The organism is uncultured Jannaschia sp., assembly GCF_947494025.1.
GTDB lineage: Bacteria > Pseudomonadota > Alphaproteobacteria > Rhodobacterales > Rhodobacteraceae > Jannaschia.
The window spans coordinates 345,945-362,086 of sequence record NZ_CANLTQ010000001.1 but is presented as its reverse complement, the minus strand read 5'-3'; the positions used below and the strand labels follow the sequence as shown (position 1 = coordinate 362,086).

Here is a 16,142-nt window from a genome sequence, read left to right as displayed (position 1 = left end):
GGCCGTCCGCCGCGCCCCGGAAAGCCGGTCGCGGCGCGGCCCCCCGGCTCAGCCGTTCCGCCGGCAGGGCTCCCACGCCTCGCGGAAGCCCTTCGGGATGAGCAGGTTCTGCGGTCCGACATCGTGGATGTCCTTTTCGCCGCAAAGCGCCATCGTCGTGTCGAGCTCCTTGCGGATCACCTCGAGCGTATGGGTCACGCCCCGCTCGCCCATCGCGCCCAGCCCGTAGACGAAGGCGCGCCCGATATAGGTGCCCTTCGCGCCGAGCGCGATCGCCTTCAGCACGTCCTGACCGGAGCGGATGCCGCCGTCCATGTGGACCTCCACCTCGGAGCCCACCGCGTCGACGATTTCCGGCAGGATGCGGATCGAGGAAAGCGCCCCGTCGAGCTGGCGGCCGCCGTGGTTCGAGACCACGATCGCGTCGGCGCCGACCTGCAACGCCATCCGTGCGTCCTCCGCGTCGAGAATGCCCTTCAGGATCAGCTTGCCGCCCCATTTCTCCTTGATCCGCCGGATCTTGTCCCAGTCGAGCCGCGGGTCGAACTGCTCCGCCGTCCAGGACGACAGCGAGGAGGCGTCGGCGACGCCCTTGGCGTGGCCCACGATGTTGCCGAAGAACCGCCGCTTGGTCCTGAGCATGCCCAGGCCCCACTGCACGCGGGTCATCATGTCGGCGATGGATCTCGCGGTCAGCTTCGGCGGGGCGGACAGGCCGTTCTTCAAATCCTTGTGCCGTTGCCCGAGGATCTGGAGGTCCAGCGTCAGGACGAGCGCGTCGCAGCCCGCCGCCCGCGCCCGCTCGATCAGGCGGTCGATGAAATCCTCGTCCCGCATCGCGTAGAGCTGGAACCAGAACGGCGCCTGCGTCTCGCGCGCCACGTCCTCGATGGAGCAGATCGACATGGTCGAGAGCGTGAACGGCACGCCGAACTTCTCGGCCGCCCGCGCCGCGAGGATCTCCCCGTCCGCGTGCTGCATCCCCGTCAGCCCGACCGGGGCGAGCGCCACCGGCATCGACACGTCGCGGCCGATCATCTTCGTCTTCAGCGACCGTCCCTCCATGTCCACGGCGACGCGCTGGCGCAGGCGGATCAGGTCGAAATCGGTCTCGTTCTCGCGGAAGGTCTGCTCGGTCCAGCTGCCGGACTGGCAATAATCGTAGAACATCTTCGGCACGCGTCGACGGTAGATCTCGTGCAGGTCGTCGACGGTGGTGATGACGGGCATGGCGGCCTCCCAAAGCGCTGAAGCTTGCTAATCCTTCGATGCGGGGCTGTCCACGCGACCGTCGGACGCGAAGGGATCGGCGGGATAGCCGACCCCGGTCAGGACGAGGCCGTCGGGCGGCGCGACCGGCCCGCAGGCGGCGCGGTCGCGCGCCTCGAGCGCGCGGGCCACGCGCTCCGGCACCCAGGCTCCGGCGCCGACGCGTTCGAGCGTCCCGGCGATGGAGCGGACCTGGTTGTGGAGAAACGACCGCGCCCGCAGGTGCAGGCGGATGTCCTGTCCGCCGGGATAGGGCCGTGTCTCCACCGTGATTTCGTCCAGCGTCTTCACCGGCGACTTCGCCTGGCAGATCGAGGCGCGGAAGGTGGTGAAGTCGTGCCGCCCCGTCAGGAGCGCGGCCCCCGCGCGCATCGCCTCCGGATCGAGCGGGCCGATCACGCGCCAGGCCTGCCCGGCCTCCAGCGTCAGCGGCGCGCGGCGGGCGACGATGCGTAAGGTGTAGCGCCGCTCGACGGCGGAGAAGCGCGCGTGCCAGTCCGCCGGTACCCGGACGCAGGCGGTGATCGCGACCGGCGCGGGCTTCAGGTGCCAGTTCACCGCCTCCGACAGGCGGAACGGCGTCCAGTCGCGCGAAAGGTCGGCATGCGCGACCTGCCCCGTGGCATGGACCCCGGCATCGGTGCGGCCCGCGGCGGCGACGGAGGGCATGTCCGGCTCCAGCCGGCGCAGCGCCTCCTCCAGCGTCTGCTGCACGGAGGCGGGGCCGTCCTGCCGCTGCCAACCGGCGAAGGGGCGGCCGTCGTATTCGATGCGGAAGGCGTAGCGCGGCATGGGTGCCAGATAGGTCGGGCCGGCCGGAACAGGCAAGCCGCGGCGCATCGCTTTTCCTCCCGGCGCAGCGCCCTTATCTAGTGTCGGACCGAAGGGGGCGCGCATGGTGATCGGACGGCTGGCGGATGCGGTGACGCGCGGGGTGGGCGACCTCGCCCATGGCGTGACGGAGGCGTTCGACCCGACCCTGCGTCTCGGCGTGACGGGGCTCAGCCGGGCGGGCAAGAGCGTGTTCATCACTTCGCTCGTCGCCAACCTCATTGATCGTGGCCGCATGCCCGGCTTCACCGCCGGATCCCGGATCGAGACGGCGTTCCTCCAGCCGCAGCCCGACGACACGGTGCCGCGTTTCGACTACGAGGGGCATCTCGGCTCGCTCACCGCACGGGCACCGCACTGGCCGGAGGGGACGCGCGCCGTCTCCGAGCTGCGCCTGTCGCTCCGGGTGCGGCCGGCAGGGATGCTCGCGGGGCTGCGCGGGCCGCGCACCGTGCATCTCGACATCGTGGATTATCCCGGCGAGTGGCTGCTCGACCTCGGGCTGATGGAGAAGGATTACGACGAATGGTCGGCGCGTGCGCTGGCGCGGCTCGGATCCTGGGGCGCGACGGATTACGCGGCGGCGATGGCGGCGGTCGATCCGGCCGCGAAGCTGGAGGAGCCGGTCGCGCAATCGCTCGCCCGCACCTACACCGCGGCGCTTCACTCCGCGCGCAAGGCCGGGGCCTACGACCTGACCCCCGGGCGGTTCCTGCTGCCCGGAGAGCTCGAAGGCTCGCCCGCGCTGACCTTCGCGCCGCTGCCGCCCGGGGAGGCGCCGCGTGGCAGCCTGCGCCGAGAGATGGCGCGGCGGTTCGAGGCCTACAAGAGCCACGTCGTCCGGCCCTTCTTCCGCGACCACTTCGCCCGGCTCGACCGGCAGGTGGTGCTTCTCGACGTATTGGGGGCGATCCGGCGCGGCCCGCGCGCGGTGGAGGAGATGCGGGCCGCGATGGCCGACATCCTGATGGCGTTCCGTCCCGGCGCGATCGGCTGGCTCATGTCGCTGCTCGGCGGTCGCCGCGTGGACCGGCTTCTCTTCGCCGCGACCAAGGCCGACCACCTCCACCACACGCAGCACGCGCGGCTGACCGCGCTCCTGGAGGCGATGGTGAAGGAGGCGCGGGCGCGGGCCGATTTCGCGGGCGCCGACACGAAGGCGATCTCGATGGCCGCCCTGCGCGCGACGGTGGAGGAAACGCGCGAGCACGACGGCGAGTCGCTGCCCGTGGTGCGCGGCCGCCTGATGACCGGGGACGGCACGCCGGGGCGGGAGGCCGCGCTTTATCCGGGCGAGCTGCCCTCCGATCCGGCGCACCTTCTGGTGCCGGCGCGGAAGGGGGCCGAGGCCTGGCTCGACGGCGATTACGACCTGATGGAGTTCGCGCCGGCGCCGCTGACGCTTCGCCCGGGGGAGGGGCCGCCGCATATCCGCCTCGACCGCGCGGCCGAGTTCCTTCTGGCGGACCGGCTGTGAGCGGGGAGGACGGCATGAACGACGAGACCGGCGGCACGCGGCGGCGCCGCGCGATCCTCTTCGACGTGGACGAAGGCCCCGCGCCCGAGCGGCGCGAGGGCCGCGTGATTGCCGTACCCGACGGTCCGCTCGACCCGGCTTCCGCCCCGCCGGTGCCCGACGTCGAGGCGGTGCCGCAGGCCTCGGGCCGCGCGATGCAGACGCTGGCGCTGCTGGCGGCGCGCCGCGAGACCGGGCTCGCGCGATGGTTCTGGGGCACGCTCGCGGCCGTGCTGGCCTTCGCGATCTCGGTCGCCGCCTGGGACTTCGTGACGACCCTTCTCGCGACCCGCCCCGTCCTCGGTCTGGTCGCGGCGGCGTTGGTGGGAGCCTTCCTTCTCGTCGCGCTCGCGGTGGCGCTGCGCGAGATCGTGGCGCTGTCGCGGCTCGGCCGCATCGACGAGCTGCGCGACTTGGCGCGGCAGGCGACCGATCTCAAGGCCGCCCGCGCGCTGGCAGATCGGGTGGCCGCCTTCTACGCCGGGCGGGCCGACACACGATGGGGACGGGAGGAGCTCGCCACGCGTCGGGACGACGTGTTCGACGCCGACGGCATGGTCGCCCTGACCGAGCGGACGCTGCTCGCGCCGCTCGACGCCGCGGCGACGCGCGAGGTGGAGGCGGCGGCGCGGCAGGTCGCGATGGTGACGGCCGTCGTGCCGCTGGCACTGGCGGATGTCGCCGCCGCGATGACGAGCAACCTCCGCATGATCCGGCGGATCGCGCTGATCTACGGGGGACGCGGCGGCACGCTCGGCTCCTGGCGGCTTGCGAAGACCGTGTTGACGCATCTGGCCGCGACGGGGGCGGTGGCCGTCGGCGACGACCTCATCCATTCGGTCGCGGGCGGGGGCGTTCTGGCGAAGCTGTCCCGACGGTTCGGCGAGGGGATGGTGAACGGGGCGCTGACGGCGCGCGTCGGCGTCGCGGCGATGGAGGTCTGCCGGCCGCTGCCCTTCGCCCACGAACGGCCGCCACGCGTGACCGGCATCGTCCAGCGTTCGCTGACCGGCCTTTTCGGACCGGGCGAAGCCGGGTCCGATGCACGCTAGCGCCGACGGCTCAGCGGGATTTCGGACCCCTTCGGAGCGGAAGGCACAGCGGGACCAACACGAGGGCGGACGTGCCGAGAAAGGCGACGACGAGCGAAAGCGACATGGGACATCCTCCTTGGCCCCGACTCTGCCTGCGTTGTGTGAAGGTTCTGTTAAGGATGATGCCCGGCGCACCGCGACTTGCCGTCCAGGGTTTCGGGTGCCTATAACGCGCCCGATGACGCAGCGCGCGCGGAGAGCCATCCGAATTACCGCCCCGGCGCCCTGAAATTCGGGGCGGCCGGGCAAAGGTGCCGGCTGGTCCGCACCGAACTCAATTCCTCTGCTGACCCGAAGGACCTCACCCCATGAGCGTCGATGCGCCCGACTACAAAGCCACGTTGAACCTGCCCCGGACCGATTTCCCGATGCGTGCGGGCCTGCCCAAGCGGGAGCCGGACTGGCTGGCCCGCTGGGCGCGGATCGGCGTCTACGACCAGCTGCGGGAGAAAGCGGCCCTCGCCGGGACTGGTGAAGATCAGGAAGGGCGAAAACCGTTCACGCTGCACGATGGGCCGCCCTACGCGAACGGGCACCTGCATATTGGCCACGCGCTCAACAAGACGCTGAAGGACATGGTGGTGCGCAGCCATCAGATGATGGGCTTCGACGCGCGCTACGTGCCTGGTTGGGATTGCCACGGCCTGCCCATCGAATGGAAGATCGAGGAGGCCTACCGCGCCCGCGGCCGCGACAAGGACGCGGTCGACGTGGTCGAGTTCCGCCGCGAATGCCGCGACTTCGCCGCGGGCTGGGTCGACGTGCAGCGCGCCGAGTTCGAACGGCTGGGCATCACCGGCAACTGGGCCGATCCCTACCTGACGATGGATTTCCACGCCGAGGCGGCGATCGCGGGCGAGTTCCAGAAGTTCCTGATGGCCGGGCTCGTCTATCAGGGCTCCAAGCCCGTGATGTGGTCGCCGGTCGAGAAGACCGCGCTCGCCGAGGCGGAGGTGGAATATCACGACCGCCAGACCGACGCGATCTGGGTCGCCTTCCCGGTGATTCACGCCCATTCCGACCTCTACGAGCACGAGACCTCCTACACCTTCGAGGAGGAAACGCAGGAGGCCCGCGCCGACATCGTCGCAGCGGCCGAGAACCGCGAGCGGCAGCTTCTGGCGGCCCGCGTCCTGATCTGGACGACGACGCCCTGGACCATCCCGCAGAACCGCGCGATCTGCTTTTCCCCTGACGTGGCCTACGGGCTCTACGAGGTGACGGGCACGCCCGAGGAATGCTGGGCCGAAGTCGGGCAGACCTACCTCGTCGCCGACGCGCTGGCCGAGGCGACGCTTTCCGCCGGGCGTCTCGAACCGTCGATGTGGCGCCGGCTGCGCGCCGTGCAGACCGAGGAGCTGGCGGCGCTCCGCTGCGCCCATCCGTTGCGCGGTGCGGACGGGGCGGGGGGCGAATGGGACTACGACGTACCGCTCTTCCCCGGTGACCACGTGACCGACGACGCGGGTACGGGCTTCGTGCACACCGCGCCGAGCCACGGCGACGACGACTACCAGATCGGCCTGAAGCACGGCCTGCCGATGACCTACAACGTGGAGGCGGACGGGACGCTGCGCGCGGGCCTGCCGTTCTTCGGCGGCGAGGCGATCATCCGGCCGAACGGCAAGCCCGGTGGCGCGAACAAGGCTGTGATCGACAAGCTGGTCGCGACGGGCGCGCTTCTGGCCCGCGCGCGCATCACCATCTCCGACGCGCATAGCTGGCGGTCCAAGGCGCCCGTTATCCGCCTGAACCGCCCGCAATGGTTCGCCGCGATCGACCGTGCCGTGGGCGACGGGCAGGACGAATACGGCGAGACGGTACGGGCCCGCGCGCTGACCTCGATCGACGAGCTCGTGACCTGGACGCCGAAAACCGGCCGCAACCGGCTTTATTCGATGATCGAGAATCGGCCTGACTGGGTGCTCTCGCGGCAGCGTGCCTGGGGCGTGCCGCTGACCTGCTTCACCAAGGTGGGGGCGAAGGCGGACGACCCGGACTTCCTGCTCCGCGACCCGGCCGTCAACGCCCGCATCGTCGAGGCCTTCGAGGCGGAGGGCGCCGACGCCTGGTACGTGCCGGGTGCGAAGGCGCGCTTCCTCGGCGAGGATCACGATCCCGGCGAATGGGAACAAGTTTTCGACATTCTCGACGTCTGGTTCGATTCCGGCTCCACCCACGCTTTCGTCCTGCGCGACCGGCCGGACGGGACGGCCGACGGCATCGCCGACGTCTATCTCGAGGGCACGGATCAGCATCGCGGCTGGTTCCATTCCTCCATGCTGCAAGGCTGCGGCACAAAGGGGCGCGCGCCCTATCGCGCCGTCGTCACGCATGGCTTCACGCTCGACGCGAAGGGCGTGAAGATGTCGAAGTCCCTCGGCAACATCATCGCCCCGCAGGAGGTGGTGGACCAGTACGGCGCCGATATCCTGCGCCTTTGGGTGGCGCAGGTGGACTACACCGCCGACCACCGGATCGGGCCCGAGATCCTGAAGGGCGTGACCGACGGCTACCGGCGTCTGCGCAACACGATGCGCTTCATGCTGGGCTCCATGACGGACGACACCCCCGTCGATCCGCTGGAGATGCCGGAGCTCGAACGCTGGGTGCTGCACCGCCTGTCCGAGCTCGACGAGAGCGTACGCAGGCACTATGCCGCCTTCGACTTCGCCGCCGTCTGGCAGGCGATCTTCCAGTTCGCCACGATCGACCTGTCGGCCTTCTATCTCGACATCCGCAAGGACGCGCTCTATTGCGACGGGGACACGCCCCGCCGCCGGGCGGCGCGGACGGTGCTGCGGCTGCTGCACGAGCGGCTGACGACATGGCTCGCGCCGATCCTGCCCTTCACGATGGAGGAGGTCTGGCTCGAGGCGCATCCGGGCGAGGATTCCTCGGTCCACCTGCAGGACTTCCCCGCGCCGCGGCCCGGCTGGCGCGACGACGCGCTCGCCGCGCGCTGGACGCGCATCCGGGCGGTGCGCCGCGCGGTGACCGGCGCGTTGGAGACGGCGCGGCAGGACAAGGTGATCGGTTCGTCGCTCGAGGCCGCGCCCGTGGTGCATGTCGATGCCGAAACGGCGACGCTGCTTTCGGAGGTGAACTTCGACGACATCTGCATCGTCAGCGGCGTCACCGTCACCGACGCGGCGGCCCCGGCAGACGCCTATCGGAGCGAGGAGCTCGCCGGGGTGGCGGTCGTGTTCCGGGAGGCCGAAGGCGGCAAGTGCCAGCGTTGCTGGAAGATCCTGCCGGATGTCGGGTTGCACGGACATGACGGCGTCTGCGCCCGCTGCGACGCCGCGCTGTCGGAGGAGCCGGCGCAGATGGACGCACCCTGAACGGAACGGCGCGGCCGGAGCCCGGCCGCGTCTCCGCTACATTGCGTCGATCAGGTCGAGCATCTCCGGCGGCAGGGCGTCCTCGCGCAGCCGGAACACGTGGCGGCGGTTGTCGTCATCGGTCACCGCGATCGTGTAGGTCTGCAGGTCCGCCGCGGAGGGATGCCCCGCCTTGTCGGCCAGTCGCGACAGCGCGTCGGGGTCGAAGGTCTCGCAATAGGGCTGTTGGCTGCTCGGATCGGTCACGTCGAGCTGCTTGCTCATGCCGCCCGCGGCGATACCGCCGAACCCGCCGCTCGAAGCCACCTCGATCATCATAACCGCACATCCCGACGCCAGCATCCCGCATGTCATGCCGAAAAGATAGGCTCAGCACGCGATCCCGACAAGGCGCCATGCCCGGCGCAGCATGACCTGCTCGCAACTGCCCGCGCCGAACAGCGCAATCGCCGCATCCATCGTTTCCGCTGCCCAGTCGTGGAACGTGGCCATCGGGTTGTTGATTTGTTGCAGCGCCCGGTACCAGACCTGTCCCGGTCGCTCCCACGCGTTTCCGCCGAGATACATGCAGTACAGGTAGAAAGCGTGGTTCGGGATCCCGGAATTGATGTGCACCCCGCCATTGTCGTCGGTCGTGTCGACGTAGAGGTCCATGTGGTAGGGTTGCGGGTCCTGACCCAGCAGCGCGTCGTGATAGGCCGTCCCCGGCGCCTTCATGCTGCGCAGGGCGCGTCCATTGATGTCGGGGCCAAGGATGCCGGCCCCCACGAGCCAGTCCGCCGCGTAGACGTCCTGGTCCAGCTTGCGCTGCACCGTCATCGTGCCGAACACATCGGCCACGCTCTCGTTCAGCGCGCCGGACTGTCCTTGGTAGAGCAGGCCGCCGGAATATTGCACGACGCCGTGCGACATCTCGTGGCCGATCACCGAAAGCTCGGTGAAGGTGCGAAAGATCTTCTGGTCTCCGTCGCCATAGGCCATCTGCGTGCCGTTCCAGAACGCGTTGTTGTAGTTCCGCCGGTGGTGCACCGTCGCGGTCAGCGGCACGCCCGCCCCGTCGAGGGAATTCCGCCCGAAGGCCTCGGAATATAGCTCGAAGACCGTTCCCGCCCCGTCATAGGCGCGGTCCACCTCAGGATCGCCGGTCGGGGCGTCGCCCTCGCCGCGCACCAGCCGGCCGGGCAGGGCGGCCTTCCCCTCGCCGTCGTGGATGCGGCGGTCGCAGACATGACGGTCCGGTACGCTCCGCGCCAGCGCGCTCGACACGAAGAGGCCCGATCGCCCGTCCTCGGGCACCAGGCCGCCGGTCATCCGCTCGGCCCGCTCGTCGCGCACCTCTTCGTTCTGGTGCAGGAGGGCGCGCGCCATTTGCTGCACGGAGGCGTCGCCGCGCAGCGCCATGACGCGCAGCATGTGCGGCGGGACGATGCAATGGATCGGGTTGTGGCACTGGGCGGGACCGCACATGTCGAGCTTGCTCCGATAAGAGGTTCGGGGGATCGTAGCACGCATGGCCGGGCCCCCCGTGACGGATAGGACGTTTATGGAGGAGCGACGTATCTTGGAAGAGGTCCGTCGCCCGACGCGGATCCGGGCGCCGGGAACGATCTGCCCGTCGGAGGTCGCCCGCGCGCTCCGGCCGAAGAGCGGGGCTTGGCGCGACCCGATGCCGACGGTCCGTCGCGTGGCCGCCGGCCTGCCGGACGACGTGGCGAGGCAGGGCGGACGGGCCGTCAACGCGGTCACGGCACGCGGGCCGCGCCCCGGGCTGAGGGCCCCCTAGTACTCCACGCCCACCTGCGCCTTGATGCCGGAGCGGAACGGATGCTTCACCAGTTCCATCTCCGTCACCAGATCGGCCAGCTCGATCAACTCCTCCTTCGCATTCCGCCCCGTCAGGACGACATGCGTCATCGGCGGCTTCTCGGCGCGCAGAAAGGCCACGATTTCGGCCACGTCCACATAGTCGTAGCGCAGCGCGATATTGATCTCATCGAGCAGGACCATCCGGTTCCGCTCGTCGCGGATCAGCTCCTTCGCTTTGGCCCAGGCCGCCTGCGCCATCTCGATGTCGCGGGACTTGTCCTGCGTCTCCCAGGTGAAGCCCTCGCCCATCGTGTGGAACTGGCAGATGTCGCCGAACCGGCCGAGGATCAGGTCGCGCTCGCCCGTCGACATGCCGCCCTTGATGAACTGCACCACGGCACAGGGCATCTCGTGCGCGATGCAGCGGAAGATCATGCCGAACGCGGCCGAGGACTTGCCCTTGCCCTTGCCGGTATGGACGATCACCAGACCCTTCTCGTCGGTCTTGGTGGCCATGATCTTGTCGCGGGCGGCCTTCTTCTTGGCCATCTTCGCGTTGTGGCGGGCGCTGTCGTCGTCGGTCATGGGGGCGGTCCTCCGGGAATCCGCCGACCTTCCGTTCTGCGGTCCGGGAGGTCAAGCCGGGGCCGAACGCCTAGGGGCAGGCGCCGTCCGACCAGCGCGCCGGCAGGAATCGCCGCCGCACCGGCCGGCCGGGCCGTGTCATTACCGCGTTCCCCGAGAGGCCCCGGATCGCCAGGACCCGCGCCGTCGCCGCGACCCGTTCGGCCGGCGGCATAGCGATGGCGCGATGGCGCAGCCAGCGCGCGACGAGTAGCTGATCCTCGATCATGTCGAGCAAAGGCACGTCGCAGGCCTCGAGCGCGCCGTAGCCCGCGAAGAACGCCCGCCGGTCCCCCTCGATCGTGCCCGATTGCCGCGCGGAAAAGACTTCCGTCTCGTAGCGGTCGAGCTCTATTGCCGTCAGGAAGCTGGCCGCGTCGTGCAGCGCCAGTCCGGGCTTGGTCAGTCCGAGGTCGAAGCCGACGATGCCCGACGGAGTCGCGAAGAGGTTGCGTGGCTTGAAATCCCAATGCAGCGGCACGCCGGTCCGTGCGACCCGCCCGATCTCGCGCGCGCGTCGGTCCAACGCCTTGAGGAGCGCCTCGGCCTCCACGCCGCGCACGGAGAACGCGAACCGCGTGCGCAGCCGCCCGCAAAGGTTGCGGAAATCGCGGTCCATCCGACGGCACGGCCCGGCGGCGTGGAGGCGGGCAAGCCATTCTCCGGCCTGCCGAAGAGACGCCGTCCGCTGCCCTTCGGACGCGTCGCGCACCAGCGTGTCGACGCGGGGCGCGTCCACCCACGCCATCGCGGTCCAGCCCGATCTTCGCCGCGAGCGCCGCGCGGACATCCGCCACGACGACCTCGGCCGCCGGCGGTCGTCCGGTCATGCCGGTCCCGCCTGCGAGGCCCGTGCGACGCGGTCGATCAGGGCGCGGGCGGAGTTCGACCGGGGTCGCCAGAGCCCGCGATCGATGGCCTCGCGGAGCCGGTCCGCGATATCGGCAAGTGCGGGGGCGTTGGCCTCCGCGATGAAATCCCGGGTCGCCTCGTCTTCCAGCACGGCGGCGTGGACGAGGTCGAAATGGTGGTCGCGCACCGCGCCGGTCGTGGCCGCGAAGGCGAAGAGGTAGTCAACGGTCGCCGCAATCTCGAAAGCGCCCTTGTAGCCGTGCCGCTTCACGCCCGCGATCCATTTCGGGTTCACCACGCGGGACCGTACGACCCGGCCGATCTCGTCCTCCAGCGTGCGGATCACCGGACGCTCGGGACGGGAATGGTCGTTGTGATAGACCGGCCGCCGCGTCCCCTGCAGCATCTCGACCGCCGCGGCGGCGCCGCCCTCGAACTGGTAGTAATCGTCGCTATCGAGCAGGTCGTGCTCGCGGTTGTCCTGGTTCTGGACGATCGCCTCCACCTGCCCCAGACGCTCGCGCAGACCGGCTTGGTCCGCCGTGCCCTCTCCTGTGCCATAGGCGTAGCCGCCCCATTCCAGATAGGCCCGGCCCAGATCGGCGGTGTCGGACCAGAGCCGTTCGTCGATCATCGCCTGCAATCCCGCCCCGTAGGCGCCGGGCTTCGAGCCGAAGACCCGCGCCTGTCCCTCGCCGGCACGGGCGCGGGCGGCGGCGGGGTTGTCGGCCTCCGGCTCGTCGAGCGCCTGCACCGCGCGCGCGGCGGCGTCGACGAGCGCCATCTGCTGCGGAAAGGCATCGCGGAAGAAGCCTGACACGCGCAGCGTCACGTCCACCCGCGGACGTCCGAGCGCGGTGGCGGGAATGATCTCGAACCCGGTCACGCGCCGGTTCGCGGCATCCCATCGCGGCTTCACGCCCATCAGCGCCAACGCCTGTGCGATGTCGTCGCCGCCGGTACGCATGTTGGCCGTGCCCCAGGCCGTCACCAGCATCGCCCGGGGCCAGTCGCCATGGTCCTGCAGGTGCCGCTCCACGAGAAGGGACGCGGACTTCCAGCCGAGCGTCCAGGCGGTGGGGGTCGGCACCGCGCGGCTGTCCACGGAATAGAAGTTCCGCCCCGTCGGCAGTACGTCGGGCCGCCCGCGGGTCGGGGCGCCGGACGGCGCCGGGGCGACGAAGCGCCCCGCGAGGGCGGTAAGGAGCCCCGCGCCTTCCGCCGGACCGCAGGCGCGGATCGTCTCGCGCAGGCGTCCCGCATCCTCGAGCACGGCCCGCGTGCGGGGACCGGGGGGCGGGGCCTCGCCCCGGAGCAGCCGCGCGGAGAGGCCCTCGATCCGTTCCACGGCGTCGCCGGCGCTGCGCCAGACGCCCTCAGCCGCGAGCGCGTCCGGTCGCGGCCCGTCCCAGGGCGTGGCCATGTCGCAATCGAGGGGGTCGAAACCGAGGCCGAGATCCGCGGCGATGGCGCGGGGCAAACTTTCGGACTCGCCCCGCGGCAGGCGGACCAGCGCCTGTAGCAGATCGTCCTGCAGACGGCCCTCGGGCGATTGCCCGAAGACGTGGAGCCCGTCGCGGATCTGCGCTTCCTTCAGCTCGCACAGATAGGCGTCGAGACGGGCGAGGTCGTCCGCCCCCTCCATTCCCGCATCGACGTCGAGCCCGGTCACGCGGGCGAGGCTCAGGATTTCCCGCCGCAGATGGTCGATCCGACGCGGGTCGACGCCCGCGGCCTCGTAATACTCGTCCACCAGGGCTTCCAGGTCGCGCATCGGCCCGTAGCTTTCCGCGCGCGTGAGCGGCGGGGTCAGGTGATCGACGATCACCGCCTGCGTCCGGCGCTTGGCCTGCGTGCCCTCGCCGGGGTCGTTGACGATGAAGGGATAGACATGCGGCATCGGCCCGAGCGCGATTTCCGGCCAGTCGTCCTCGCCGAGCGCCACCGCCCGGCCCGGCAGCCATTCGAGGTTGCCGTGCTTGCCCATGTGCACGATCGCGTCCGCCTCGCGCCGGAGCCATGCGTAGAAGGCCAGGTAGTTGTGCGGCGGGACAAGGTCGGGGCTGTGGTAGCTGGCGGTCGGATCGACGTTGTAGCCGCGCGCGGGCTGAAGCGCGACGACGGCCTTGCCGAAGCGGTGGATGGACAACGCGAAGTGTCCGCCCGGTGTGGCGTCGGGTTCAGGTATCCCCGCGATGAAGAAGGGGTCGTCCTCGGGCGCGCCCCATCGGTCTTCCACGCGCTGCCGGGCGGAAAGCGGGAGCGTCGCGTGGAAGGCGCGGTATTCCGCGAGGCTCAGGCGCTCCCCGCCTTCGCGCGCGGCCCGGTCGGTGAGCCAGTTCGTCGGACCGGCGAGGATCTGCGCCATCAGCGCGGCACTGTCCGGGGGCGGCGCGGTGTCGTAGCCCGCGTCGCGCAGGAGGGCCAGCGAGTGTACCGTGGCGGCGGGCGTGTCGAGGCCGACCCCGTTGGCCAGCCGGCCGTCGCGGTTCGGATAGTTCGCCAGAACGAGCGCGACGCGGCGCTCGCCCGCCTGCATCCGGCGCAGTCGGCACCATCCCGCGACAAGGTCGACCACGAAGGCGATCCGGTCGCCCTGCGCCTTCCAGGTGGCGATCGGGCACTCCGTCGCCGCGTCGAAGAACGCCTCGCCCTTGAAACCGATCGCGCGGGTCAGGATCCGCCCGTCGAGCTCGGGCAGGGCCACGTTCATCGCGATGTCGCGCGCCGACAGGCCGGTCGTGCCCGCCTCCCACGTCTGCTCCGTCCCGCCCGACAGGACGGCCTGAAAGACCGGCGCGCCGTTCGCGAAATCGGCGGCGAGCGGGTTCGCCTCCGCGTCGCCCACCGCGAAACTCGTCAGGTTCACGATCGCGTCCGGGGGCGCCTCGGACAGGAGCGCCTCGAGCGTGGCACGGCTCACCGCCTCCTTCAGGGAGGCGACGAAGACCGGCATGGGGTTCAGCCCGGCCCGGAGCAGGGCCTTCACCATCCGGTTCACCGGATTGAGCCCCGCCCCCTGCAGGAGCGCGCGGTAGAAGACGAGGGGGACCACCGGCGCGGCGTCCCGCCAGTTCGCGCGGATCGCGGCAAGGTCGGCCTCGGCCATCCCGGGCCAGTAGAGTCCCGCGCGCAGGAGCGGGCGGGCCGGCGCGGGGCGCGGGGTGTCGCGGATCATCGCGCGGGCATGGGCGAGAAAGGTCGTCGCGTTCTGCGGCCCGCCCTCGACGAGGCAGGACCAGAGCGCGTCGTAATCCTCGCCGGAAACCGTCGAGAGCTCGCGCAGCTCCGCGTCCGGCTTGTCGTCGCCGGGCAGGGCCGCGAAGGGCACGCCCGCCTCGTGCAGCCGGGCTGCGTATTGCTCGAGCCCGTAGGTCCAGTAGCCGCGTCCGCCGAGGATGCGCGCGACGACGAGCTTCGAGCGGGTCGCGCATTGGTCGAGATGCAGGTCCACCGACATCGGGTGGCGCAGGTGCAGAAGGCTGATCAGCCGCGTCTCCGGTGCGTCCGCCATCGCGGCGCGCGCCTCCGACAATGCGGCGAGCTCCGTATCGGCGGCGGAGACGACGACGAGCGCGGCCGGGGTCTGGCCCGGATCGACGGGCTCGCCCTCGTCGATCGTGCCCGGCTGCGCGGCGAGAAGGTGCATCGCGCGTCAGGCGTAGGTCGGTGCGTCGGCCGTCCGCTGCAGCGCCCGCGAGATCGCCGCGCGGTCGAGCCCGGCCTGTCCGATCACCACGAGCCGCGCCCCGCGCGCATCCTGCCCGAGCGGGCGGTCGAAGTAATGGTCCACCCGTGGCCCGACGGCCTGGATCGTCAGGCGCATCGGCCGGCCGGCGACGGAGGCGAAGCCCTTCAGGCGCAGGATGCCGTGATCGCGGATGATCGCGGAGACGCGCGCGGCGAAGGCGGCGGGGTCGTCGATTTCGGGCGCCTCGACGGTGAAGCTCTCAAAGGCGTCGTGGCCGTGCTCGTGCGCGTGATCGTGGTGATCGTCGTCATCGTCATCGTCATCGTCATCATCGTCGTGGCCGTGATGGTGATGCAGCTCGTGGCGCGCGGCGAGGTCGTCCTCGGCGCCCTGGCCCCGGCCCAGCACCACTTCGACCGGCAGCGCGCCCATCGTGGCGGGGACGACCTGCACGCCGGGGCGCGCCTCGGACCGGATGCGGGCGGCGAGCGCCTCGGTCTCCGCGCCAAGGAGGTCGGCCTTGCCCACCACGATCATGTCGGCGCAGGCGACCTGATCGGCGTAGAGCTCCGAAAGGGGCGTCTCGTGGTCGAGCCCGTCATCGGCGGCGCGCTGCGCATCGACGCGGGCGACGTCGGCGGCGAAGGTGCCGGCCGCCACCGCCGGCCCGTCGAGCACGGTGACGACGCCGTCCACGGTGACGCGGGTCTTCAGGCCCGGCCAGTTGAAGGCGCGGACGAGCGGCTGCGGCAGGGCGAGGCCGGAGGTCTCGATCACGATATGGTCGGGCGGCGTTTCGCGGGCGAGCAGCGCCTCCATGGTCGGGATGAAGTCGTCGGCCACGGTGCAGCAGATGCAGCCGTTCGACAGCTCCACCACGTCGTCCTCCGCACAGCCCTCGATCCCGCAGCCCTTGAGGATGTCGCCGTCCACGCCCAGATCGCCGAACTCGTTGATGATGAGCGCGATCCGGCGGCCGTCGGCATTCTGCAGCAGGTGGCGGATCAGCGTCGTCTTTCCGGCGCCGAGGAAGCCGGTGACGATGGTGGCGGGAATCTTGGGCATGGATCGGCTCCTGGCGGACGCGGGAACGCGGCCTCCGCCGGAGGGAGGCC

The 16,142-nt window shown here is 70.7% G+C and carries 12 protein-coding genes; 4 read left to right on the top strand and 8 right to left on the bottom strand.

Going from position 1 to position 16,142, the window contains the following annotated elements; translation table 11 throughout:
- Positions 1–48 precede the first annotated feature (48 nt).
- The gene (locus tag Q1B08_RS01810; protein WP_299813816.1) at positions 49–1,230 is read right to left on the bottom strand and encodes an alpha-hydroxy acid oxidase; all 1,182 of its coding nucleotides are present in this window, start codon (positions 1,228–1,230) and stop codon (positions 49–51) included.
- A gap of 27 nt (positions 1,231–1,257) precedes the next feature.
- Positions 1,258–2,061, bottom strand: coding sequence for a tRNA pseudouridine(38-40) synthase TruA (gene truA / locus Q1B08_RS01805; RefSeq protein ID WP_299814870.1), 804 nt, complete (start codon positions 2,059–2,061; stop codon positions 1,258–1,260).
- A 103-nt stretch (positions 2,062–2,164) separates the two neighbouring features.
- Here truA and Q1B08_RS01800 point away from each other — a divergent pair, with 103 nt between their 5' ends.
- The 3 genes from Q1B08_RS01800 (at position 2,165) to ileS (ending at position 8,054) form a co-directional block, all read left to right on the top strand.
- Complete coding sequence (locus tag Q1B08_RS01800) at positions 2,165–3,577, top strand: YcjX family protein (protein WP_299813813.1); 1,413 nt, start codon at positions 2,165–2,167, stop codon at positions 3,575–3,577.
- Positions 3,578–3,591: 14 nt separating this feature from the next.
- On the top strand, positions 3,592–4,668 hold the full coding sequence (locus Q1B08_RS01795; RefSeq protein WP_299813810.1) for a TIGR01620 family protein: 1,077 nt from the start codon (positions 3,592–3,594) through the stop codon (positions 4,666–4,668).
- Between the two features lie 350 nt (positions 4,669–5,018).
- The gene (gene ileS / locus Q1B08_RS01790) at positions 5,019–8,054 is read left to right on the top strand and encodes an isoleucine--tRNA ligase (protein ID WP_299813807.1); all 3,036 of its coding nucleotides are present in this window, start codon (positions 5,019–5,021) and stop codon (positions 8,052–8,054) included.
- Positions 8,055–8,090: 36 nt separating this feature from the next.
- On the opposite strand, the gene Q1B08_RS01785 is transcribed toward ileS, so the two are convergent.
- The gene (locus Q1B08_RS01785) at positions 8,091–8,372 is read right to left on the bottom strand and encodes a protealysin inhibitor emfourin (protein ID WP_299813804.1); all 282 of its coding nucleotides are present in this window, start codon (positions 8,370–8,372) and stop codon (positions 8,091–8,093) included.
- A 51-nt stretch (positions 8,373–8,423) separates the two neighbouring features.
- Positions 8,424–9,521: a M4 family metallopeptidase gene (locus tag Q1B08_RS01780; protein ID WP_299813802.1), complete on the bottom strand. Its 1,098-nt coding sequence runs from the start codon at positions 9,519–9,521 to the stop codon at positions 8,424–8,426.
- Between the two features lie 43 nt (positions 9,522–9,564).
- Here Q1B08_RS01780 and Q1B08_RS01775 point away from each other — a divergent pair, with 43 nt between their 5' ends.
- On the top strand, positions 9,565–9,837 hold the full coding sequence (locus Q1B08_RS01775; RefSeq protein ID WP_366139961.1) for a DUF3253 domain-containing protein: 273 nt from the start codon (positions 9,565–9,567) through the stop codon (positions 9,835–9,837).
- Here the strand turns inward: Q1B08_RS01775 and cobO are convergent.
- From cobO to cobW, 4 genes are all read right to left on the bottom strand, one after another.
- Positions 9,834–10,445: a cob(I)yrinic acid a,c-diamide adenosyltransferase gene (gene cobO / locus Q1B08_RS01770; protein WP_299813797.1), complete on the bottom strand. Its 612-nt coding sequence runs from the start codon at positions 10,443–10,445 to the stop codon at positions 9,834–9,836. The two genes, Q1B08_RS01775 and cobO, sit on opposite strands and share 4 nt — an antisense overlap.
- A 70-nt stretch (positions 10,446–10,515) precedes the next feature.
- Positions 10,516–11,274, bottom strand: a complete 759-nt coding sequence (locus Q1B08_RS01765) for a phosphotransferase (protein ID WP_366139960.1) — start codon at positions 11,272–11,274, stop codon at positions 10,516–10,518.
- A 36-nt stretch (positions 11,275–11,310) separates the two neighbouring features.
- Positions 11,311–14,985, bottom strand: a complete 3,675-nt coding sequence (cobN, locus tag Q1B08_RS01760; protein ID WP_299813791.1) for a cobaltochelatase subunit CobN — start codon at positions 14,983–14,985, stop codon at positions 11,311–11,313.
- A gap of 6 nt (positions 14,986–14,991) precedes the next feature.
- Positions 14,992–16,092 (bottom strand): cobalamin biosynthesis protein CobW, encoded by a 1,101-nt coding sequence (gene cobW, locus Q1B08_RS01755; protein ID WP_299813788.1) that lies wholly within the window; start codon positions 16,090–16,092, stop codon positions 14,992–14,994.
- Between the last annotated feature and the right edge of the window lie 50 nt (positions 16,093–16,142).